General features: G+C 44.8%; 10 protein-coding genes and 1 tRNA gene. 10 read left to right on the top strand and 1 reads right to left on the bottom strand.

All coding sequences use genetic code 11. The features are described from left to right. Window positions 1-3: 3 nt before the first annotated feature. The 4 genes from lon to AOC33_RS05550 all read left to right on the top strand — a co-directional run bounded on the left by lon (window position 4) and on the right by AOC33_RS05550 (window position 5,684). Complete coding sequence (lon, locus tag AOC33_RS05565) at window positions 4-2,430, top strand: endopeptidase La (protein WP_089515656.1); 2,427 nt, start codon at window positions 4-6, stop codon at window positions 2,428-2,430. 124 nt (window positions 2,431-2,554) lie between these two features. Next, a tRNA-Val gene (locus AOC33_RS05560) sits at window positions 2,555-2,630 on the top strand. A 41-nt stretch (window positions 2,631-2,671) separates the two neighbouring features. After that, a complete protein-coding gene (locus AOC33_RS05555; RefSeq protein WP_089515654.1) occupies window positions 2,672-4,123 on the top strand; it encodes a SurA N-terminal domain-containing protein in 1,452 nt (483 codons plus the stop codon). Window positions 4,124-4,238: 115 nt separating this feature from the next. Beyond that, window positions 4,239-5,684 (top strand): sensor histidine kinase, encoded by a 1,446-nt coding sequence (locus tag AOC33_RS05550; RefSeq protein WP_089515652.1) that lies wholly within the window; start codon window positions 4,239-4,241, stop codon window positions 5,682-5,684. Window positions 5,685-5,694: 10 nt separating this feature from the next. Here AOC33_RS05550 and AOC33_RS05545 read toward each other — a convergent pair whose 3' ends face one another. Beyond that, complete coding sequence (locus tag AOC33_RS05545) at window positions 5,695-6,303, bottom strand: arylesterase (RefSeq protein WP_089516427.1); 609 nt, start codon at window positions 6,301-6,303, stop codon at window positions 5,695-5,697. Window positions 6,304-6,407: 104 nt separating this feature from the next. On the opposite strand from AOC33_RS05545, the gene AOC33_RS05540 reads away from it, so the two are divergent. The 6 genes from AOC33_RS05540 to AOC33_RS09215 form a co-directional block, all read left to right on the top strand. Continuing rightward, window positions 6,408-7,103 (top strand): ABC transporter ATP-binding protein, encoded by a 696-nt coding sequence (locus tag AOC33_RS05540; RefSeq protein WP_089515650.1) that lies wholly within the window; start codon window positions 6,408-6,410, stop codon window positions 7,101-7,103. Window positions 7,104-7,205: 102 nt separating this feature from the next. Continuing rightward, the gene (gene purL / locus AOC33_RS05535; protein ID WP_089515648.1) at window positions 7,206-11,240 is read left to right on the top strand and encodes a phosphoribosylformylglycinamidine synthase; all 4,035 of its coding nucleotides are present in this window, start codon (window positions 7,206-7,208) and stop codon (window positions 11,238-11,240) included. A 118-nt stretch (window positions 11,241-11,358) separates the two neighbouring features. Next, window positions 11,359-12,207, top strand: a complete 849-nt coding sequence (locus AOC33_RS05530; RefSeq protein ID WP_089515646.1) for a spermine/spermidine synthase domain-containing protein — start codon at window positions 11,359-11,361, stop codon at window positions 12,205-12,207. 683 nt (window positions 12,208-12,890) lie between these two features. Beyond that, on the top strand, window positions 12,891-13,997 hold the full coding sequence (locus AOC33_RS09150; RefSeq protein ID WP_219349906.1) for a response regulator transcription factor: 1,107 nt from the start codon (window positions 12,891-12,893) through the stop codon (window positions 13,995-13,997). 356 nt (window positions 13,998-14,353) lie between these two features. After that, window positions 14,354-16,057, top strand: a complete 1,704-nt coding sequence (locus AOC33_RS05520; protein WP_180738108.1) for a ShlB/FhaC/HecB family hemolysin secretion/activation protein — start codon at window positions 14,354-14,356, stop codon at window positions 16,055-16,057. Next, on the top strand, window positions 16,057-25,051 hold an 8,995-nt coding region (locus tag AOC33_RS09215), incomplete at its 3' end, for a beta strand repeat-containing protein (protein ID WP_143744020.1). The genes AOC33_RS05520 and AOC33_RS09215, both read left to right, overlap by 1 nt.

Genomic DNA, 25,051 nt, shown 5'->3' with positions numbered 1-25,051 from the left:
ACCATGCCTGGTGACTTGTTACTTCCTTCTGAACCCATCCAGCTGCCATTGTTGCCGCTAAGAGATGTGGTGGTATTCCCGCACATGGTGATTCCATTGTTCGTGGGTAGACCTAAATCTATCAAAGCTCTTGAAGCTGCCATGGAAACTGGCAAAAGCGTCTTATTGGTTGCTCAAAAAACGGCCGCCAAAGACGAACCTGCTGTGGAAGATTTGTACACAGTGGGCTGTATTGCCAAGATTCTACAAATGCTCAAACTGCCAGACGGCACTGTCAAAGTCCTCGTCGAGGGAACTCAACGTGCGGATGTTGCCAATGTTGAAGACAGTTTGGAATACTTCATGTGTGAAGCCACACCTCAAGCAATCGCTAGCAGCGAAGTGCCTGAGATTGAAGCTTTGCGTCGTGCGGTGGTTTCTCAGTTTGACCAATACGTCAAACTCAATAAAAAGATTCCTCAAGAAATCCTTGCGACTTTGCAAGGCATTGATGATGCTGGTCGCTTGGCCGATACCATCTGCTCACACTTGCCAATCAAGTTGGATCAGAAGCAAAGACTTCTAGAGTTGCCAACAGTGGTTGAGCGACTAGAAGCGATCTTGGCCCACCTTGAAAGTGAAATCGATATTCTTCAAGTTGAAAAACGCATCCGTGGACGTGTCAAACGTCAAATGGAAAAGAGTCAGCGTGAGTACTACTTGAATGAACAAGTCAAAGCCATTCAGAAGGAATTGGGCGAAGGTGAAGAGGGTGCTGATATCGAAGAACTCGATAAACGCATCAAAGCTGCCAAGATGCCTAAAGAAGCTTTGAAAAAAGCTGAATCAGAAATGAAGAAGTTGAAGTTGATGTCTCCGATGTCAGCTGAAGCTTCAGTGATTCGTAACTACATCGAAACATTGGTGAACTTGCCTTGGAAGAAAAAGAGCAAGGTCAATAATGATTTAACCAATGCTGAAAAAGTATTGAACGAAGACCACTATGGTTTAGACAAAGTCAAAGAACGTATTTTGGAATATCTCGCAGTTCAACAGCGTGTTGAAAAAGTGAAGGCTCCAATCCTCTGTTTGGTTGGCCCTCCTGGTGTGGGTAAGACATCTTTGGGTCAATCGATTGCACGCGCCACAAACCGCAAGTTTGTGCGCATGGCCTTGGGTGGTGTGCGTGATGAATCTGAAATCCGTGGCCATCGTCGTACCTACATTGGATCAATGCCAGGCAAGATTTTGTCTAGCTTGACCAAGGTCGGTGTGCGCAATCCATTGTTCTTGTTAGATGAGATTGACAAGATGGGCATGGACTTCCGTGGTGATCCTGCGAGCGCGATGCTTGAAGTCTTAGATCCAGAACAAAACCACACCTTCCAAGATCACTATGTTGAAGTCGATTACGACTTGTCAGATGTGATGTTTGTGGCGACTTCAAACTCTTTGAACATTCCAGGTCCTTTGCTTGATCGTATGGAAGTGATTCGTTTGGCGGGTTACACCGAAGATGAAAAAACTCACATTGCATTGAGCTATCTGTTGCCTAAGCAAATCAAAGGCAATGGTTTGAAGGCTGGTGAAATTGTGGTGGATGAATCTGCGATTCGCGACATCATTCGTTACTACACCCGCGAAGCAGGTGTGCGTGCGCTTGAACGTGAGATCAGCAAAATCTGCCGTAAGGTGGTCAAGCTACTTTTGCTCAAAAAAGAAGCTGCACCGATCAAAGTTGATGGTTCGAACTTGGATAAATTCTTATCAGTGCGTCGCTATGACTACGGTCTAGCTGCAAAGCAAAACCAAGTGGGTCAAGTCACTGGTTTGGCATGGACTGAAGTGGGTGGCGATTTATTGACCATTGAAGCAGCTGTGATGCCAGGTAAGGGCAACACGATTCGCACAGGTTCATTGGGCGATGTGATGAAAGAATCTGTTGAGGCAGCACGCTCAGTGGTTCGTTCACGCGGTCGCAAATTGGGTATCACTGAAGAATCTTTTGAAAAGAAAGATATTCACATTCACTTCCCAGAAGGCGCCACACCGAAGGATGGCCCATCAGCAGGTATCGCGATCACTACCGCCTTGGTTTCAGTCTTAACAGGTATTCCAGTCAGAGCCGATGTGGCCATGACCGGTGAAATCACTTTGCGTGGTGAAGTTTTGCCGATTGGTGGCTTGAAAGAGAAGCTATTGGCAGCTCACCGAGGTGGTATCAAGCTAGCTTTGATTCCTGAAGAAAACATCAAAGATTTGACCGACATTCCTGATAACGTTAAAAACGCGATCGAGATTGTTCCAGTCAGATGGATTGATAAGGTCTTAGAATTGGCGCTAGAAAAAATGCCAGAAGCCTTGCCTGAGTTAACCGCTGAAGAAATCGCCAAAGCTGCTGAAGCAAGTAAATCTGCTCAAGCCAGCTCAGGGGATGTCCTCAAGCACTGATTCTTGTATTAAAAGAACCTTCATACATAGGCCTCAACAGCCTTTGTGTGAGGGACTTGTTTAACCAAACAGTCTGAAATATTTGCAGTGGGAATGAAGGTACTGTATACTCTCGTTTCTCTGTGGGTGCTTAGCTCAGTTGGTAGAGCGTCGCCCTTACAAGGCGAATGTCGGCGGTTCGACCCCGTCAGCACCCACCACAGATTTCTTCTGACTTTTTCTACGTCAACACTACATACTCATGCTTGAATCGATCCGTAAGTACCAAAAAATACTGATGGGGCTTTTACTTTTGCTCATCTTGCCATCATTCGTCTTTTTGGGCGTTGAGAGTTACATGCAAGACATAGGCAAAGACTCAACCTTGGTCAAAGTGGATGGTGCTGCAATCACCCGTCAAGAACTTGATAATGCCGTGAAGTTAAGAGCTGATCGTTTGCAGCAACAGCAAGGTCGCGTGGACTCAGCAATGGTCAACAGCGTGCCTTTTAAGCAGGCTGTGCTCAATGAAATTATTCAGCAGCGCCTCTTAGCTTACGAAATTAAAGCCCTCAAGCTTTCTATCAGCCCAGAAGCATTGGCTCGTGATTTGACACAAATTCCAGAAATCAAAGCGCTGTATAACAATGGTCAGTTTGATGCTGAGCGTTATAAAAAGCTGCTAGCTAGCAACAATCTAACGGTCGATCAATTTGAAAATGGTCGTCGCCATGAACTTAAAACCCGTCATGTTTTGACAGCGGTGGTTGCAACTGGCATTGGTTCAAGAAAAGTGGCTGAGCAAGTATCGATTGCCTTTGAAACAGAACGTGAAGTTCAAGTTTTGCGTTTTTCACCAAACGATTTTGTTTCTAAAGTGAACCCATCACAGCAAGACATTGAGTCTTTCTATCAAAGCAATATCAATGCTTATCAAGCCCCCGAGAACGTTGAAGTTGAATACGTGATCTTGCAAGGTGATGCTAAGGCAGATCCAAAAAAATTCGCAGAAAAAGCAGATTTATTTGCTAACATGGCTTATGAACAGGCTGATAGCTTGAAACCAGTAGCTGATCGCTTGAGCTTACCAATTCAAAAAGCCAGCAACATCACCCGCGGTGGTTTGCGTGGAGCCCCAGCAGATCATCCATTCAACAACCCTAAATTATTGGCAGCTATCTTTGCTGATGATGCAGTTAAAAACCGCCGCAATATTGAAGCCTTAGAGTTGTCACCAGGAAAGATCATTTCTGCGCGTGTCATAACTCACAAGCCACAAGCTGCTTTGCCTTTGTCTCAAATTCAAGTAGATGTCAAAAAACAAGTGTCACTCAGAATGGCTCAAGAGTTAGCGATCAAGACTGGCCAAGAGCGATTTGAAGCACTTCAGAAGAATCCAAGCGAATCAGCTGGTTTCACAGCTGGTAAGTGGGTATCACGCAACAAGCCTGCCGACTTAACGGCAAGTGGCATGGATGCGGTGATGTCAGCGAATGCAAAACAATTGCCAGCCGTGGTCAGTGCTCAAGCCAATGATGGTGGGTTCGCTATTTACCGAGTAAACAAGGTACAGAAACCTTTGCAAGCGGATGCAAAGTTACGCACTAATCAAGCTCGTCAGGTGGCTGCCCTCGGCGCCCAATCTGAAGCAGCAGCTTATTTTGAGAGTGTGAAAGATCGTGCGGGTGTCAAGCAAGTCAACTCAGTGAAGTAATCATTGAGCAGATAGAAAATTAAATGCATGATCTAAAAAGCCACTTCTGACATGAAGTGGCTTTTTTCATGGATAAAAGACTTTCAATCAATTCTAAATAAGTCATAATCCCTGCATGCAAGCCGCCAATCAAATCTTCTTCTCACTACTGGCCCTCATGTTGGTAGGTTTGTACGTGAGCACAATCACGCCATCGGGGTATAAAAAAGATAAGAACTTGGTGTACTGGCAGGCATCCATTTTGCTCCGGGCATTGGCTTTTATTGTTTGGACGGTTTCACCTTATTTAATTGGTTTTTCTCTGACGATTGCTAATTTTTGCTTCTTGAGCTCCATGGTGTTTCTGGTCCTTTTATTCAGAAGCTGGCACGTAGAAATTACACGCTCAAACTTGATAGTGGCAACGACATTTTTATTGATATTCATCTTTATTTATGAAGTGTTACGGCAAAGTGGCGCAGATTTTGCAGCAAGAACTGGCTTTGTGTCGATTCCAATTTTGATACTTTCAATTTGGGAAATTAATGAGTTAACACGATTGCTAAAGAAGGATCAAAGTTTTGGTCTTAAGGTTTTGATGGGAATAGTTTTGATTAGTTTGACGGTTACTTTCTCTGTTGCCGTATATGGACTCATCAATCACACAGGGGGTGTTAGCCAACTGATTCAATTTGACAGCACCTTTATTCTTTGGGGTAGCTTGAGTGCACATCTCTTGATTTACATTGCGGTTAGTAGTTATTTGTACCAACGCCTGATGAAGAGTGAATTGACTGCTAGGCTTGGCCTTGAAAGAAGTTCCACAGAAAATACGCAAATCAAAGCGCTTTTAGAAGAGCGTGAAGGTTTGATTTCATCTTTATTGATTGCCAATAAAACAGCAGCCACTGGCGCACTGTCAGCCTCGATTGCTCATGAGTTGAATCAGCCTGTTGCTGCCATCAGTCTAAATACTGAATTCATTCAACGCCAATTGAATGAAGGTCAAACTGATCCTAATGGTCTAAAAGAAGTCATCACGCATATTCAGCAAGACAATCAACGAATTGCGAAAATTGTCTCTACCTTAAGGGATATCTTCAGACAAGAAGAAATCAGAACAAGTGATGTGCATTTGGATGAATTGATTGAGCAAACTAAATCTATCATCGTGCCTCAGGCCCGTGACTTAAAAATCAACTTAAAGTTTGATTTGAATGTGAATCAATCAATACCGATGAACAACAATGAAATCAGTCAGGTATTGATCAATTTATTGAACAACTCCATTGAGGCACTTTCCAATTCAAGTCAGTCAAATAAAGAGATCAATATTCACACACGAGTATTTGGTAATTTTGTGGAGTTAAAGGTTTCTGATAATGGCCCAGGCATTCCTGATCAATTAAAAGCCAGTATTTTTGATTTGATGAAAACCAATAAAAAGCAGGGCATGGGTTTAGGCTTGTGGTTGTGTAAGCACATCATTGATAGACATCAAGGCCGCATCAGTTACCAACAATCTGCATTGGGCGGTGCTGAATTCTTGATCCAGTTACCAATTGAATGTGTTGAAACTTAAGATCTAAGGACTAAGGTTTCAATAGAGGCTCTAATTTAGGCCAAACATTCTCAAGCATGAGACTTTGCGCTGTCATATTCGGATGAATGCGATCGGCCTGAAACAAATCCATGCGTGTGGCCACTCGCTCTAAGAAGAAGGGTAGTAACTCAACTTGTTCGGATGTGGCCAACTTGCCATAAATGGCAAAAAACTTATTGGTGTAGTCCTGGCCATAATTTGGTGGAATGCGCATACCCAGTAATAAAACCTTTGCACCTGATTGTTTTGATGCCTGGATCATCTGGCGTAAATTTTGCTCGGTGGCTGTCAGTTGCAGGCCGCGCAACGCATCATTAGCGCCTAATTCAATCACCACCACTTTGGGTTGGTAAGTTTTTAATAATGAAGCCATGCGCATCTGACCACCGCTGGTGGTTTCTCCACTGATACTGGCATTGATCACTTGTATATCTGGGTATTTTTTCTTTAAACGATTTTCGAGCAATTTCACCCAGCCAGTGCCGCGGGGTAAACCATATTCGGCTGAGAGGCTGTCGCCCATGATCAAAACTTTTGAACTTTGCGCATAAACAGTGGGGCTATTTAAAAGAGCCATGCACAAGACAGCAAACACCATTACCATGTGAGTGATGTGCGTAAGATAACTATTACGCTTTATTGATGCTGATCCAGATTTAAAACCTGAACGACAACTTAAAAAACTACTCAAACTAAGCTCCTATGGATGCAACAACACTCAAAACTGTTCTAGAAGTATCGCATCTAGCAAAAACCGTGGATACGGTGGATGGTCCTCTGACTATTTTGCACGATATTAATTTTTCAGTTGCTGAGGGTGAAAGTTTGGCGATTGTGGGAGCCAGTGGTTCAGGTAAAAGTACCTTATTGGGTCTCTTGGCTGGCTTAGATACTCCAAGCAAAGGTCAGATCTTGCTGATGGACCGGGATATTTCTGCGGCCAGTGAAGATCAACGCGCCCAAATCCGATCTCAGCACGTGGGTTTTGTGTTTCAGTCATTTCAATTGATTGATCATTTAACCGCCTTGGAAAATGTCCAACTGCCTCTTGAATTAGCAGGCATGCCCAGAGCCGAAGCTGCGGCCAAAGCTCAAGTTTGGTTAGAAAAAGTTGGTTTATCTGAGCGCCTCAAGCACCGCCCCAAAACCTTGTCAGGTGGTGAGCAACAGCGTGTAGCTTTGGCACGTGCTTTTGTCACAGAACCAGACATTCTGTTTGCCGACGAACCTACAGGTAGCTTGGATGAGCAAAATGGCCAAAAAATCATTCAATTGCTGTTCCAGCTGAACCAAGAACTGGGTTCAACCCTGATTTTGGTCACCCATGACATGGCCTTGGCCAGTCGCTGTGAACGTCAAATGGTTTTAAACAACGGCCGAGTGGTCGCATCAGACTAAAGAAGCCTGAAGAAGCTTGAGGAACCTAGATTAATAGGGCAATTCTTCAAAAAATAGCTTTAAAAACAATAGCAAGAATGCCATTCGTTTTATAATCTTCGGATGCCTGCAAATCGTCGTTTTTTAAGCCTAAATGGGTCTCAAGCCCTCTCTCAATTTCGCCAACAGCGTCTTTTAAGCTCTTTATCTGAGCAAGGCGTCGAGCTCACTCAGATCCAAGCGCAATTTGTGCATTTTGTCTGGTCTGATGCTGAACTTTCAGGGGATCATCAGCAGGTTTTGGCCGGCTTACTAAATTATGGTGAGCCATTCAGTTTGATCGAGGCCAAAGGCTTATTTGCCGGCAAACAAGATCACGCAGTGGTCGCACCACGTATTGGTACGATTTCTCCTTGGGCCAGTAAAGCCACTGATATTGCCCATCATTGCGGTTTGAATGTCCTGCGCATTGAACGCGGTGTACAATTTTTCTGGACCAGTAAAAAAGCGTTGAATGAAGCTCAGCGCCAAGCAGTTTTGGCAGCGATCCATGATCGCATGACAGAAATCACTTTGCCATCGATTGAATCAGCAGCCGAGCTGTATCAAACCTTGAGTGACAAAGCATTCACACGCATCGATATTCTCAAAGGCGGTCAAGCTGCTCTTGAACAAGCCAACACAACCATGGGCTTGGCCTTGTCTGATGATGAAATCATCTACTTGGTTGATAACTTTAAAAAATTGAACCGCAATCCTAGTGACGTTGAGCTCATGATGTTCGCGCAAGCCAACAGTGAACATTGCCGTCACAAGATCTTTAATGCCACTTGGACCATTGATGGTCTAGAGCAAGACAAGTCTTTGTTTGCGATGATCCGTAATACGCACCAGTTGCAACCCAAAGGTACGGTGGTGGCTTATTCAGACAACTCCGCCATCATGGTGGGTTGTGAAGCTGAAGTATGGGCTCCCAATGAACAACAAGAGTATGTGAAACAAACACGATTGACACACACGCTCATGAAAGTGGAAACGCACAACCATCCAACAGCGATTGCCCCATACCCTGGAGCCTCTACTGGTTCCGGTGGTGAGATCCGTGATGAAGGTGCCACTGGTATTGGTGGTAAACCCAAAGCAGGTTTGTCTGGTTTTTCAGTATCGAACTTGAACTTACCAGGCAGTCAGTTGCCATGGGATCAACAAGCGTACGGCAAGCCTGAGCGCATTGCATCTCCATTGCAAATCATGATTGAAGGCCCTTTGGGTGGTGCGGCATTCAACAATGAATTCGGCCGTCCTAATTTAGGTGGTTACTTCCGCGTGTTTGAGCAAACCATTGATGGCGAGCGCCGCGGTTATCACAAGCCCATAATGATCGCTGGTGGTATTGGTGCCATCGATGATGGTCATACCCATAAAAAAGAAATCAAACCTGGTTACCTATTGGTTCAATTGGGTGGTCCTGGTATGCGCATTGGTATGGGTGGTGGAGCCGCGAGCTCCATGACCACTGGTGCGAATACTGCTGACTTGGACTTTGATTCGGTACAACGTGGTAATCCAGAAATCGAACGCCGCGCTCAAGAAGTGATCAACGCTTGTCGCGCCATGGGTGAGAAGAACCCGATTGTTTCTATCCATGACGTGGGAGCCGGCGGTTTATCGAATGCATTCCCGGAATTGGCCGATGGCGCTGGTTTAGGTGCCACCTTTGATATGCGCAAAGTGCCACTCGAAGAAAGCGGCATGAGCCCAGCTGAAATCTGGTGCAATGAATCTCAAGAACGTTATGTATTAGCGATTGCAAAAGAAAGTCTGCCGATTCTGCAGGCCATGTGTGATCGTGAACGTTGTCCAATCGCGGTTGTTGGCGAAACAAGCAAAGAGCGCCAGCTGTTTTTGGTTGACACCAAAGAAGCTGCCGGCAAAGACGAACGTCTACCGATTGATATGCCGATGGAAGTGCTATTGGGCAAACCACCGCGCATGCACCGTGATGTCAGGCGTCTTAAAAAGCAACTGCCTGAAATTGATCTCACCGATGTCAAACTGGATCAAGTCGCTAGTTGGGTTTTGCAACACCCAACCGTTGCCAGCAAATCATTCTTGATCACCATTGGTGACAGAACAGTGGGTGGCTTGAACGCCCGCGACCAATTTGTTGGTCCGTGGCAAGTACCGGTAGCTGATGCTGCTGTGACCTTGATGGACTTCAAGGGCTATCGTGGTGAAGTCATGTCAATGGGTGAAAGAACTCCATTGGCTGTGATGAACGCACCAGCAGCAGCTCGCATGGCTGTGGCTGAGTCAATCACCAATATTCTTTCAGCCGATATTGACAGCATTGAAGATATCAAACTATCTGCTAACTGGATGGCTGCTTGCGGCAATCCTGGTGAAGATGCCAAATTATTTGATTCTGTTAAAGCAGTGGGCATGGAACTTTGCCCAGCTTTGGGTATTTCTATTCCGGTGGGCAAAGACTCCTTGTCGATGCGCACGCAATGGGATGATGAAAAAACCTCTGAAAAGAAATCAGTCACATCTCCTGTTTCATTGATCATCTCGGCGTTTGCCCCAGTGGTCGATACACGTAAAACAACAACGCCTTTGTTGCAAACTAAAGATGAGCAAGGTCAAGCACTTGATACAGAAATCGTATTGATTGATTTAGGTCGTTCAAAGAGCCGCATGGCTGGCAGCATCTTGTCTCAAGTGATTGACCAAGCAGGTCAAAGCACGCCAGACTTAGATGATCCAGAGGATCTAAAGAATCTAGCAAAAGCAATTATCAGCATGCGCCGTCAAGGTCTTCTCTTGGCTTATCACGACCGTTCAGACGGTGGTCTATTCGCGGCCGCTACTGAAATGGCATTCACATCACACGTCGGTGTGTCACTCAATGTGGATATGTTGGTGCTTGATAAAGATCACGAATCTGATTTTGGTGATGCCAAAAATTGGGCTCAGCAAGTATCTGGCAGAAGAAACGATTTGACCTTACGAGCACTCTTCAATGAAGAGTTGGGTGCCTTGATTCAAGTGAAACGTGAACACCGCGACACCGTCTTTGAAATTCTCAAGCAACACAACTTATATAGCTGCAGTCATGTGATTGCCAAACCAAACACCACAGGCCAAGTAGAAATCTGGCGTGATGCGAAGAAGATTTTAGATGTGCCACGCCACGTCTTACAAAAACTATGGCAAAGCACCAGTTGGCAGATCGCGCGTCTGCGCGACAACCCAGATTGCGCCGATAGTGAAAACAATCTTGTCGATAACTTGGCCGATGCAGGCATGCAGCCAAAACTCACATTTGATCCAAGTGACAATGTGGCAGCACCGTACATTGCCAATGGCGCCAAGCCTAAAGTCGCGATCCTCAGAGAGCAGGGCGTTAACTCACACCTAGAGATGGCGTATGCCATGGACTGGGCTGGCTTCTCAAGCTATGACGTGCACATGAGTGATTTGATTGCTGGACGAGTCAACTTAAAAGACTTCCAAGGCTTGGTGGCTTGTGGCGGATTTAGTTATGGTGACGTCTTGGGTGCAGGTGAAGGTTGGGCAAAATCTATTCTCTTTAACAGTAATATCAAAGATCAATTCCAAACCTACTTCAATCGTCCAGACACCTTTGGTTTAGGTATTTGTAATGGCTGTCAGATGATGTCCAACTTGGCCAGCATCATTCCAGGTGCTGATACATGGTCTAAGTTCACACGCAATAAATCCGAACAGTACGAAGCACGCTTGGTGATGGTGGAAGTTACACAATCACCATCGATCTTCTTGCAAGGTATGGCGGGCAGTCAGTTGCCAATCGCTGTGGCCCATGGTGAAGGCTTTGCCAACTTCAGTCAGCAAGGTAATAAAGAGCAGACGCAAGCCAAAGGCTTGGTGGCTCTCAAATTTGTTGATAACCAAGGACAAGCAACCGAGACTTATCCATTGAACCCAAACGGTTCACCAGAGGGTATTACTGGTTTGACGACACCAGATGGACGTTTCACAGTCTTGATGCCTCATCCTGAGCGAGTCTTTAGAACAGCACAAATGAGCTGGGCTCCAAAGCAGTGGCATGACATCGCTGACGGTGCAAGCCCATGGATGCGCATGTTCCGCAATGCCAGGGCTTGGGTAAAGTAAGAGTAAGCAAAATATTCAATCGAACAATTAAACAAGATCCATTCGTTCCAAATTGAAACAAGCAATAGACCATAAGGCTCAACAAGCGTTGAGCCTTATTCTTTTATCGGAGGCCGCGATGGCTAACAAACAAGTAAGAAAAACAGTTAATAAAAAAGATCCCAAACCAACATTTGCACCAGTTACATTCTCTGAGGAGAGTGGTGTGCGCTTTTTACACTTTGGAACTTGGTGGGTGCAGGGCGCGATGCGTATCAATAAGCCTGACTTCATTGAACTAGAGTACGCCCAGCAAATGATGGCTGGCTTGCTGTTTCTAGATCCTAACGATAAAAGATTAAAAATATCTAAATCTAAAAAATCGGATAAGCCATTCCACATGGTTCAGTTAGGTTTGGGTACAGGTGCATTGACCAAGTTTGCTCATAAGCATTTTCCAAAGGCTCAAGTCACGGCAATTGACCTCAACCCAGCAGTAATTGTGGCGGCCAGAGTGATGTTCAATATGCCGCCATCAAATCAACACCTCCATGTGCTGCAAACAGATGCCTTGAAGTACGTCACCAATAAGAAAAACAAAGAAAGCATCGATTTACTCCAAGTAGATTTATATGACGCGACTGCCAGAGGTCCAGCTTTGAGCTCTCCAGAGTTTTATCAGGCTTGTTATGACAGCCTCAAAGAACCTGGTGTGATGACGGTCAATCTATTTGGTAACCATAAGAGCTATAAATCAAACATCACCAATATTTGTAATGCGTTTAACAACCGGGTCATGGTTTTTCAGCAAGTGCATGACTGCAATATCGTCGTGATTGCTTTCAAAGGACCGCATTTGGAAGTTGACTGGAGTGATGTGAAGGGTAGAGCAGCTTATTTAGAGAAGAAATACGGTTTACCCACCAAAACCTGGGTGCCAGGACTCAGATCTGAGAATGCCCGACAAGAAAACTACCTATCTATATAGATAGTCTCTTTTTCTCTTAGTTTGAGAAATTTCCAAAAGCCACCCAAGGGTGGCTTTTTTACATCTTTTGGAAATTGCCCCCAAAACATGTCCTTTATATGCGTCAAGGCAAACATTACGTTAAAAATAGTAAAAAGACCAAAAAGTGCGATTCCTAGTGAAAATCATAAACAGCTTGAAAACCTAAAAATTGAATAGCCAATTAACAAGTAAATAAAGCAAAGCTTAAAAAGATCATGGCCTAAATGTTAATTAAGAAATTAATATGCTTAATTAAGCAAACTAAAGAACTGGAAATACTCACCAATAAATAAGCTACAACAAATAAAGAGCTGATATATAAAAGACTAATACACAGAAAGACTAATTCAGATACAAGGGGAGGATGACATGGAGCCAAGCAACATAGATGAAGCAACAATATATAAGCTGTATATAAGAGGCCCCAAGAACAAGCTTATTTATAAGAAAAAGGTAAAGGGAGCCATCTAAACCCCCTGAAAGAGCAAGTAGAAGATAGAAATAACAGCACTAAAAGCCCTGCCATCAGCCTCAAGGCCTCAATAAAGGCCTCAAAACACCGCAAAATATTGAGAAATTAACCAAAGAAAACATTTACCAATTAAGTTAATTCAGGTAAATTTCACAGTTCTTTAAATTAACAAAAAAGGTTAAGGTTAATCATGTTACCTCTAGATAACGTTACAACCATCTACTTAACGGGCTTCATAGCCATTGCTTTCTCTGTTACACAGTTGATTCTATTCAGAAAAAAAGGCTTGTCAGCTTACCTATGGGCTTCTGGTTACCTACTTGTGGGCCTTGGTTACATCGTAACGCTGCTTAATAGCGCTGATCCATTGCCTCATACTTGGGTAGCAGGCCCAATCGCAGTATTACTGGGTAGTTTGGTGACATTAAGCTCTTTAGGTATATGGTCTGGATATACATTACCTAAAAAAGCATCGTTAATATGCGTGGGTGGCGTAGCCTTAACTGCTACTTTATTCCATTTCAGCAGACTATTCGAAGCCCCGCTGGGAAGCCTTGAAGCCATTCTTTTGGCGCCAGTTTCTGCGACACTTATATATAGTGGGTGGTTTGCAGGTGTTCAAGCACTCCAAACCAGAAGTAAATACATCTATTTAATCAGTGGTGTCTTTTGGGTTCAGGGTGTGTTCATGGCTTTATTAACTTTGGGTGCATTAGCAGCCAAAGGTAGTGACTATATTATTGTGACTTCAGAGGTTGTTTACCTGACAAGTCTGATTAATCTAGTTGCAACATTGGTGGCCAATATTGCTTGGTCACTTCAAATCTCAGAAGACCTGTTAATTACGAATGGATTAGTAAAACCGGGATTAGCGGATAAATCACCAGCCAAGGAAAAAGCTGCTGAAAAACCATCCTTCTTTAATAATGAAGATAAGCCAGTTAAAGAAAAATCTATTAATAAGAAAGCTGATGCCACTGAAACTGTTTCTGTTAACCCAGATTTATTAACTGATATGGAAAAACTGGCTTTACTAGAAAAGTTAACTGATAAAGAGCGTGATGTTTTCTTCTTGGCAGCAGACGGTAAGAAGAATGGTGAGATTGCAACCATCCTTAACTCTTCAGAAGCAAGCGTTAAGGTCCATCGTTCAAGAATGACTGGTAAGTTAGGTATGAAAAAACCAGAAGACCTTAAAAAGTTAATCTCTAAGACAGTTCCAGCTCAAGAAAGTAAAGAAGTTGACCAAACTTTACCAACTGAAAATGATAGCCCCGATCTCTTTACCAAGAGTTAACTTTTAAAAAGTTAAGTAAAAGTAAATTTACAGCCACCTTCGGGTGGCTTTTTTGTTTCTTAACCTAGCTCTTTTTCTTTTGATACCAGGGGAAATTAGTTGGTTAACCTTCGTTGTTGATCTATTTCATAGTTTTTTAGGGAGAAAAAAGTCCTACATTCATATGTAGGTTTTTGTAGGAAATCCAATTAATTCAATAACTTAGAAGATTTTGTTTTTGCTAAAGGGGTTCTTTTCCTCTAAAATCGCATGCGCGCGCCCGTTCTGTAAATATTTTCAGAACATTTTTTGCAAAAAACAGAGAAAAAATGAGACTTCGTTTCCTTATGCCCCTTGTAGCTATTGGCTTTACAGCCATGACTACACTCGTGCATGCGGCGTCTACTGATTTCACACCTGGTGCTGGAACCTTGCAGCAAGAGTTGCAAAAGCAAGTTCCTAATTTACAGCCTTTGCCCACGCCTTCTGCTCCTAAGACCCCAGCCAAGCCCCAAGAGGCGAAGCCCAGTGAGGTGAAGGTGACCATCAAGGGTTTTCGCATTGATGGCAACAAGACCTTGTCTGAAGAGCTCATCAAAGAAGCTCTCAAGCCTTGGCTTGGCAAGACCGTTGCCTTTGAAGAGCTTCAAAAGGCCGCTGACTTAGTCGCAGCCTTGTATCAAAGCCAAGGGCTCTTGGCTCAAGTTTCTGTACCACCTCAGCGCATCACTGATGGCATCGTCATCCTCAAGGTCCTAGAAGCCAAGCTTGGCGCGGTCAATGTGGACATGCCCAATGGACCATCACGCTTTGGTGAAGACAGGGCCCGTCGTTATGTGACTGATGCCAACAGACTCTCAGAGATCGTTCAAACCCGCAACATTGAACGCTCCATCTACATCCTCAATGAAACCCCAGGCATTGCAGTGGCAAGTGAGCTACAGCCTGGTAAGAACGAAGGAGAAGTGGATATCAAGCTTTCATTGGCTGACACAAAACCAGTGAGAGGTCGCGTTGAATGGAATAACCAAGGTAGCCGTGCTACAGGCACTGGTCAACGCGTTGTGAACCTGATATTTGACGGCTTGACAGGCAATGGTGATCAGCTTGCAGCCAGCAACATCAAGTCCGATGGCTCTGATTATTCTTTGGCCAGTTACTCGCTACCAGTTAACTCTGATGGCTTGAGGGCTGGTGTTTCTGGTAGCTACCTTGATTACTCGAACGTCAATAAATTCGCCTATCCACGCAACGGTAATGCTGGCTTTGGCCGTGCCAAAACTGTTGGTGCGAATTTGAGTTATCCAACGCTTCGTTCTGCCGCTGCCAACAGCAATGTGACAGCTGGCTTAGATCGCAAGATGTACCTGAATAAGCAAGCCAGCACCGGGGATGTATCCAGCGATTACAGAATTGAAAACATGGTCTTCGGCTACAACGCCAACCAGTACGATCAATGGCTGGGCGGTGGCGTGACTCAAGGTTCTGTATCGATGACCAAGGGCCACATCACTTTCGGTTCAGAAACCATCAAGCTTCAAACTGAGGCGCCAACCAGCGCTTATGGCACATCGACGCCAACCACCTTTACAAAATTTAATGCCAGCTTATCGAGAGCTCATCAAGTTGTCCCCGATAAGACGATCCTGAACATCAACGTCTCTGGTCAGATGTCTTCTGTGGATCTTGATTCGGCTGAAAAATTCTTTTTGGGCGGCCCCAATGGAGTTAAAGGCTACCCAGGTTCTCAAGCTGGTGGTTCTCAAGGCGCGATGCTGAACATTGAGTTACAGCAGGCCCTCGAAGACAAGATCATTGCATCTGCTTTCTACGACATTGGCTTTGTTCAGCAGTACCGTAACAAGACCCTCTACGAGGACGCTGTCGGCGCAAACAATAGCTATAGCTTGCGCAGCGCTGGTGTTGGTCTCAAGCGTGCTGGTGAGGACATCATCTGGAGCACCACCATCAATTGGAAGTTGGGCCACAATCCTTTGCTAGCCTATAGCGGAAAAGGTGTGAACAGCGATGGTCTTTCAAAGTCTGCCTATATTTGGGCTAACGTGCAGTGGGTGTTTTGATGATCAAAGCCCCATGGATCTCCCTTGTATTGATGTCGCTTGCTGGCGGGGCCTTTGCCCAGTCTGCAGCTGATGCACTCCCGACGGGTGGTCGAGTAGTCGCAGGACAGGCCATCATCAATCACACGGGCAATACCATGAACGTGGTCCAGGCCTCACAGCGTGCTGTGGTCAATTGGGATAGTTTCAATATCGGTAAAAATGCCAAGGTTGAAATTGTTCAACCCAATTCTCAAGCAGTGATTCATCACCGTGTTAATTCGGTGAGCGCCACTCAGATTGATGGCATGCTCAAGTCCAATGGACAGGTGGTGATCTCTAACTCCAAGGGTGTTAGCTTTGGTACATCTGCTCAGATTGACGTGGGTTCTATCGTGGCCACCACTATGGACATCAATGACAAAGACTTCATGGAAGGTAAGAGTACCTTCAAAGGTAATGGCACAGGCGCTGTGGTCAACCACGGCAAGATCCAAACCAAAGACCCCAAAGGCTATATCGCCTTATTGGCGCCAGAAGTACGCAACGAGGGCTACATCCTGGCCAAGGGCGGTGCAGCTAACGTGGTTGCATTGGCCAGTGGAAGCCAAGTGACCTTGGATTTCCGTGGTGATCAGCTCATGACTGTGAAGGTCGATGCTTCTGCCTACAAATCATTGATTGAGAACAAACGAGTGGTTCAGGTGGACGGCGGTATGGTTGTGATCGCTGCAAACTCTGCCGCCCAGCTGATGGGCTCAGTCATCAAGAACAGCGGCCGCATCAGCACCAGCTCTATGGTCAATAACGGTGGTGTGATTGAGATCTTGGCTGATACGGTTCAGAACCTAGGTGCCATCATCGCTAATGCCACAGGTAATACAGGTAACGGCGGTCAGATCAACATCAAAGGCAACAACATTGCTTTGGCTGATAGCAGCAAGATCAAGGCCAATGCCAAAGAGCAAGGCAATGGCGGCCAGATCATCGTTCTCTCAGAAAAGAAGACTCAGGTCTCAGGCGTGCTTGAAGCCAAGGGTGGCAAGACCAGCGGTAATGGCGGCTTCATTGACACCAGCTCGAAGGAAGTCCTAGAGATCAGCAGCAAGACAAAGGTTGATACCTCAGCTAGAAATATCCTAGGCAAAGCCGGTACTTGGCTATTGGATCCTATGGATCTACTAATAACCACAGGATTTGCTCAAGTAATCAGCGATGCCTTGCAGAACAATAACGTCACAGTTCAGGTGCAGGGCAATGTTTGTTCAGGGGGTAGCTGTACCCAGAACGGCAGCGGTAACCTCACGATTGACCAAGGCGTAACCATCAGTAAAACGGGTGGTGTCAAAACAGTCTTAACTTTCTTAGCAGATGGGACCTTCTTTAACTATGGCACCATCAACCAGGCAGCTGATTCGATCTTAGAAGTGGTGATCCAGGCACAAAACGTTAACCTGGCCCAAAACAGCAAGATAGAAGTTAACAAAGTTACGATCACAGCAGTTAACTCGGTAACAGGTTACGGTAGCATCATTGGGGCAGGAGCTAACCCATTGGTTAACATCTTGGCGAATATTTTTAACTTCCATGGTGCTATCACGGTTAACTCCAGAGCGCAGGTTACGGTTAATGGCGTTACTAGTAACAGTGCCACAGTAGGAACTATCCGCATCACAGCGGATGAGTTAACTTTGGCATCAAGCGGAAAGTTAGAAGCCAATGGTGACATTAATGGTGGCACGATTATATTAAGTGCTAATGGCACTGGTATTATCACGATTGAAGGATTAATCCAAACAAATGGTGGTAATGGTCGTGGTGGAGAGATTAATATCTCCCAAGCTGAAGATATTCACATTAATAACGCTATTATCCAATCCAATGGTAATAATGGTGGTTATATCAATATATTCACCAACTCTGGTGACTTAATCCTACAAAATGCATTAATTCAAACCAACGGTTCAAATGGCCGAGGTGGTTCTATTGGAATATCCGCCACTAATAATACTTTGATCTCAGATTCTAATATCGAGGCAAAAGGATTAAATCAAGGTGGCATAATCTTAATCGGCAATGATGCAGATAATGGCACATTGCCGTTTTCTGTTTCTGTGACCTTAGATAATGCGAATATTGATGTATCTGGTCAGAATAATTTAAATAATCAAGATATCAATCAAATCAAGATTGATACACAAAATGACTTGCTGATTAATAACTCATCATTAAAAGCGAATGGTGAGCAAGGTGGTCAAATCTATTTGAACTCTCAATATCAAGACATTGTTTTTGATAATTCAGTAATTCAGACAAATGGAAGTAATGGTCGCGGAGGCACGGTTGAGATTTCTTCTAACTCAGGCAGCCTCACAATTAATAGCACCATCCAAGCGACTGGTGCCACTGTTGGCGGAACAGTTCTCTTAACCGCAGATCATATTCTTCTAGATAGCAACACACTCATCAATGTCACTGGTAACAGTGGTGGTGGATCTGTATTGGTGGGTGGTGATTGGCAGGGGTCGGGTACTTTGCACCAATCAATTACTGTCACCATGAATCAAGGCGTCATCATAGATGCAAGTGCTATCCAAAATGGGAATGGCGGAACAGTTGTTCTGTGGAGCGATGTTACAAATCAAAATTCAGTCACGACAGCAAAAGGAACTATTTTTGCAAAAGGCGGTTTAACTGCTGGAGATGGTGGACAGATTGAAACTTCTGGCTATAACTTAAATGTTGACGGTGCTTCAATCTCTACTGCGGCTCCAAATGGGCAAATTGGTCAATGGTTACTTGACCCAAGAAATATAACTATTAGCTCTGGCTCTAATAGTGGAGTTTCTAGCTACACAGCTACTGCAGATAGCGCTGTCATCAATGTAACAACCTTGAATACTGCACTGGCTAGCACCAACGTTACAGTCTTTACAGGATCTACCGGTAATTCTCAGGCTGGAAATATTACTGTAAGTAGTGCAATCACTGCAGGTGGGACTGGCACGCTCACCTTGCAAGCAGCTGGGAACATTGTCATTAATGCTGATATCACTCGCACATCTACTGGAGGTTTAATCCTTCGTAGTGGTTCAGGTTCTGTTTCTGGTACAGGCAAATTGAACCTGAGTGGTGGCACAACTCTTGAGTTATCTCATGGCATCACTGTTTCTAACGATATCGTGGTTGGTAGTGGTGGTGTCACTATCAAGATATTCCAGCAATTAGATGTACAAGTGCTTATCGTTGCTGGAGGTGGTGCAGGCGGTGGCAGAGGCTGGGCCGGAGGCGGTGGCGGTGGTGGTGTTATTTACGGAAATACAGCCTTAAGTTCAGGCACAACAGCAATTACAGTTGGTAGTGGTGGATCGGGTGAATTTAATTCAACTGGTCTTGGTAATAACGGTGCTGATAGTCAATTTGGAACAGTTACTGCCATAGGTGGTGGTGGTGGATCAGGATATGGGTATGGTAATGACAGCGTAGCTGCGAGTGGTAGAGCCGGTGGTTCTGGCGGAGGTGCTGGAGAAGATAGCTTATTAAATCAAATGCAAGGAGGTGCTGCTTCAACTCAAACAGTACCGAGTAGTGCTTGGCAGGCCTATGGCAATGTCGGAGGTAGTGGATCAGGTGTGGCATTGCAAGCCGGTGGCGGTGGCGGTGGCGCCGGCTCTGCTGGTGGCGGCATTTCAGTCTATCGTAATCCTGGAAATGGTGGTAGCGGAATTGCTTTCGATATCTCTGGATCTAGCCGAACTTACGGTGGTGGCGGTGGTGGTGCAACCTGCTCAAGTTGCGGTACCCAAGGATCAGGAGGTTCTGGCGGAGGTGGAGCGGGAGGCGATGCTACAGGCGTATCAGGAACAGCTGGTTTGGGTGGCGGTGGCGGTGGTTCACAAGGTGCCTCCAATGCATCTGGCGGCTCTGGCGTTGTTGTTGTTGCATATGCTGGCACAAGTAGTATGGCAACAGGTGGGGTAGTAACAACCTCAGGTAATAAAACAATTCATACTTTTTCAACAACAGGTAGTTCTAGCTTTGTTATCAATGGTTCATTCTCTGCTTCATTAACTGGCGCCATTTCAGGAACAGGATCATTAACTATTGATGCTACTGGCGGCTCGCTTACTCTATCTGGAAACAATTCATACGGTGGTTCGACAACTATTTCAGCGGGAACGTTGCGAACTGGTTCAACAACCGCTTTGCCATCTACTACTGCTCTAACAGTTAATACTGGTGCCACTCTTGATATGTGGGGTCACTCAATTTCAATTGGCTCCTTATCTGGAGCTGGAACAATAATATCTAGCAGAACTCCTGTTGGTGACCAGACTGGATTGCTTGTCTATTTAGATGCAGCTAATAGTTCATCTTATAGTGGCTTAGGAACTGTTTGGACAAACTTAGTTAATAGTTCTTTAAATGCCACCATCGTAGGTAGTCCAACTTTTAATTCCTCTGGTGGTTATTTCACATTAAATGGAACAAGTCAGTACTTTAATTTAGGTAGCTCATCTAGCTTATTACTCAACGGCACAAGTTCATTTACTTTTAATCTTTGGGTGAGTCTACCAAGTCCTACTGCAAACCAAGTTCTGATCAGCAGGCATAACGGTAGCGTCGAGGGAGATTACGTATATAAAGTTCTTTCTAGTGGAAAAACAGGTGCTTATCGTGAGATTTCCCCATGGGGTTTTGATAGTACAGGCACTGTTCCGGTTAGCAACTTGTCTCAGCTAACAATGACCTACAACGGTAGTGTTTTAACTTCTTATATCAATGGAGTTTCACAAGGATCAATGACATTGGGTTCTGTGTCAGGTGGTGGCGGAGCCACCATGGAAACATTAATTGGCGCAGCAAAATACAATTCAGCTGTAAATGAATTTTTGAAAGGTGATTTGTATGCTGTTCAGGTTTACAACAAAGCTTTAACAGCAACTCAAATACAAGAAACCTCTGCAGGTGCAAAATTAACTGTAGGTGGAAGTAATGCCGACACTACTTTTTCTGGTGTCATTAGTAGTGCGGGCAAGCAAATTAATTTGACTAAAGCTGGCACAGGCACTTTGACGATGTCTGGCAACAGTACCTACACTGGCTTAACTACTGTTAGCGCAGGAACGCTAAAGTTTGCACCTTCCTCTAGTTTTTCGATGACTTTAAGTGGTGGCATTACAAATAATTCTGAAGTGCTATACGAAGCAGCGAGTGGTAGCGCATTATTTTTGGATGGCGCAGTTTCAGGTGCTGGTACATGGACGATAAATAGTGCATCCAGCAATACAACTTTTAATAATCGCATGATATTTAGAGGTACCTCCACCGTATCTGGTCAGATGACGGTGACTAACTACGGTAATTTGTGGCTAGAGGGCTCGTCCGTCAATGCGACTTCAGCGATTAATTTAAATGGTGCCAATACCTATTTGCGAGTTTATGGAGCAGCTGGTGCGACCATTAAATCAGGCACTATTACGGGTAACGGTACGATTGATTTCGCTTCAGGCGGAGGTGGCAAGGCACTCACACTTTCAGTTGGTAACGATAATGGTACGGGAAGCTTTGCAGGAACGATTGTCAATAGCGCTTCGAGTGATGGACCTACTGTTTTGAGTGTAGCTAAAGTAGGTTCAGGCACATGGACACTCACTGGCGCTAATACATATTCTGGAACAACCTTAGTATCATCAGGGACGTTAGCAATAGGTGTTTTAGGTAGTAGCGCTGCTACCTTAGGATCGGGTGCGAGTTATTCCCAATCTATTACGGTTAGCTCGGGCGCAACTTTCTCTTGGCTAAGTTCCGCCAACCAGACCTTTAGTAATTTTGCAGCAGGGACTGGAACTATAAACTTGGGGGCATCTGCAGGCACGGTGACCATCAGCGGGGATCAAGCATTCACCGGCACCATCAATGTTGCACAAAATGTAACCATGACTGCGGGTACTAATAATGCTGCAGCTGGTTTAGGTAATGCCACAGCCATCAATATTAATAATGGCGGAACCATCACTTTAGCAACCACTGCGAATAGCAATGGGTTCATTGGTAACGGTGTTCGTTCAGGTTTAACTTTAACTATTAATTCGGGGGGTACTCTGACCTCCGCAGCAAGTTCTTCGACTACTTTTCATTTAAAACTTGGTAGCTTTGTATTGGCGGGCGGAACTCTGGGGTGGGGTGGCACGACATCTCAGTGGGGGTCATGGAATTTAGGTACTGACATAACAGTTACGGAAAACTCAACTGTAAGTGCAACAGGATTAACTCTCACGAAATCAGGTGGTACCTCGATTAATGTAGCCGCAGGAAAAACCTTGACGTTAAGTGGTACATTAGTTTCAACCACTGAGGCAGCCTCGTGTTCTTGTGATAGCAACTCACTCAATATTAACACTTCAGGAGTAACGGGTACTGTCTTACTCAGTGGTGCCAATACCTATAAGGGCGGCACCACGATCACTGCCGGTACTGTCAAAATCGGTCACGCAACAGCCTTGGGAGCCTCTACCGGTGGCGTCACTTTGAGCAGTGGGGCGGTGCTTGACCTAAACGGTATCACGATGACGAATACCAACGCTCTTTCATTATCAGGAACAGGTATTAGTTCTGGTGGATCACTCATCAACAGTTCATCAACTGCTGCCACATACGCTGGTAACGTAACCATGGGTTCAGCGGTCATTATGAATACTGCTAGTGGCCTAACTTTGAGCGGTGCAGTAACAGGCGGTACTACTACCAACACATTATTACTGAAGGGTGGTGGCAATTTCACATTGAATAATGCAAGCAATGTGATATCAACTTTTGCTGGTCAAGTGGGTTCATTAACTCTTAAGAGTGACAACTTGTTAATTGGTACAGCAAGTTCTGTCTCAGGCTTGAGTGCAACTGGTGGTGTCACGGTTAATGTCACTGGCGATATTGTTACTAACTCTGCTGTAGCTTATTCTGGATCAACATCTGGCACATTGTCATTTACTGCTGGTGATGACATTTTTATCAATAGCACAATCGCTACTTCTGATGGTGCATTAGGCGTTCAGTTAACTGCCGGTGCTTCAACTGGATATATTGGTATTGAAAACAATATCACCACCAGAGGCGGTGCTGTAGTAATGACTGCGCCAACTATCGCACTTCAACAAAACGCATTCACTATCAATACAACTGCACCATCAGGTACTGGCGGTGCAGTAACATTCACGGGCCCGGTATTACTTGCTGCAAGTTCTGCTGACATCACTATCAATACAGGTGGTGGAAATATCAGTTTTTCTTCTACGATTGATTCAGCATCGTCTTATTTACGACAAGCAGATTTGTTTACCGATATCGTTACGACCACTGATGGATGGAATAGTGCTTCGACTAATACAAGTTCGGCATGGGGCACGATTCTGGGGTTATACACTGTTGGGCCACTAACCCGTACATTTAACTTAGGTGGGGCTGCAAGAACTATTACTTTTGATTTTTATCGTGTAGATTCTTGGGATAGCGAGTATTTTGACATCACAATTGGAAGTTGTATATTCAGGGCTCAATTAAGATGTTGTCAAACTGCTGAAGCAGATAATATGCTCAGTGCTGCCTCACAAACAGTTGGAAGCTACACTACAACAATTGCTTCACAAGGTATGGCATCTTCAAGTGTCAACAATGCCGCTTGGGGTGATCAAAAGTACCTCATCACTATTGCAGCGCCTTCATCAAGCAGTAATCAAACAATTAGTTTAAGTTCTACTCTTGATTCAGCAAATACTGACGAAGCTTGGGGAGCAAGGAATTTCACTGTATCAGCAGCGAATACTGTGTTTATGGCAAATGCTAGTGGCCTAAATATTAATGCGGGTACAGGCAATGTGACCTTTACGGGTGCAGTTGGAGCAAATAAAGTTGCTGGCAACATTGCGGCTCTTGGTGCAACGGTCAATGCGGCAGCTATAAACATTTATGATGGCGGTTCATTAAGTATCACTAATTCAAGCTCAAGTGCTTTGACTGGCGTCATTTCAGGAGCAATTACCTTTAATAAGGCGGGTGCAGGTAACTTGACCTTGTCGGGTTCAAGCACTTTTACTGCAGGCACGACAATTACTGCCGGAACTCTTACGCTAGATCAATCAAGTTCAACAACTGGAACCGTGCTCGCTGATACTGGAGCAATTACAGTCAACGGCGGCTCATTAGTTTTAAATGATTTAACTGAAACGGTTGGGCAGGTGACATTGACTTCTGGTTCGATCACTGTTGGGGCAACAGGTAATACATTAACAGGAACAAGTTATGTATTAAATCCTTCTACTGGAACAGATCATTCAATCACAGCAGTTTTAGCTGGCACCTCGGTTACTTTAACTAAATCAGGCAATGGCACTGTAACCCTTTCTGGCTCAAATACCTATACTGGTGCAACAACTCTTTCAGGTGGAACTTTATCTGTTTCTACTTTAGCTTCAGGTGGAAACAACAGTAACATTGGTAAATCTACTAACGTAGCAGGCAACTTAGTGTTTAACGGTGGCACACTTGCCTACACAGGCAGTGCCGTTAGCATAGATCGATTATTTACCATTAGTAACAATGGTGGAACTATTGATGTATCTGGAGCGGGTGCATTGAACTTCACCAATACAGGTTCAATTGCTTATAGTGGCACAACCGCTGCTCGAACATTCACGCTGACTGGAGCAAACACTGGCGACAACAAAATATCAGCGGTATTAGCAAACAACACTGGTGCAACAAGCTTAACAAAGTCAGGTGCTGGTACATGGTGGCTCTCTGGCGCTAATACCTTCACAGGTGGCGTCACTATTAGTGCCGGTACTCTAAAGTTAGGTAATGCCGCTGGATTGGGCGGCTCCACTAGTGCCGCATCGGTAACTGACGGCGCTGTTCTTGATCTGAATGGTCAAACCGTTACAAATACCAATGCGCTCACCTTAAATGGCACGGGCATTTCTTCTGGTGGTGCATTGATTAATAGTTCAACATCCGCAG

The sequence above is a fragment of the Polynucleobacter cosmopolitanus genome (genome assembly GCF_002224225.1).
In the GTDB taxonomy this organism is placed as follows: domain Bacteria; phylum Pseudomonadota; class Gammaproteobacteria; order Burkholderiales; family Burkholderiaceae; genus Polynucleobacter; species Polynucleobacter cosmopolitanus.
This window is presented reverse-complemented; position numbering and strand designations above follow the sequence as displayed.

What these genes read in the sequence shown, in the direction of transcription:
- AOC33_RS05520 (WP_180738108.1), top strand. Translation starts at nt 14,354, where the DNA reads ATGACTACACTCGTGCATGCGGCGTCTACTGATTTCACACCTGGTGCT.
- AOC33_RS05540 (WP_089515650.1), top strand. Translation starts at nt 6,408, where the DNA reads ATGGATGCAACAACACTCAAAACTGTTCTAGAAGTATCGCATCTAGCA.
- AOC33_RS05545 (WP_089516427.1), bottom strand. Translation starts at nt 6,303, where the DNA reads ATGGTGTTTGCTGTCTTGTGCATGGCTCTTTTAAATAGCCCCACTGTT.
- AOC33_RS09150 (WP_219349906.1), top strand. Translation starts at nt 12,891, where the DNA reads ATGTTACCTCTAGATAACGTTACAACCATCTACTTAACGGGCTTCATA.
- purL (WP_089515648.1), top strand. Translation starts at nt 7,206, where the DNA reads ATGCCTGCAAATCGTCGTTTTTTAAGCCTAAATGGGTCTCAAGCCCTC.
- AOC33_RS05555 (WP_089515654.1), top strand. Translation starts at nt 2,672, where the DNA reads ATGCTTGAATCGATCCGTAAGTACCAAAAAATACTGATGGGGCTTTTA.
- AOC33_RS05530 (WP_089515646.1), top strand. Translation starts at nt 11,359, where the DNA reads ATGGCTAACAAACAAGTAAGAAAAACAGTTAATAAAAAAGATCCCAAA.
- AOC33_RS05550 (WP_089515652.1), top strand. Translation starts at nt 4,239, where the DNA reads ATGCAAGCCGCCAATCAAATCTTCTTCTCACTACTGGCCCTCATGTTG.
- lon (WP_089515656.1), top strand. Translation starts at nt 4, where the DNA reads ATGCCTGGTGACTTGTTACTTCCTTCTGAACCCATCCAGCTGCCATTG.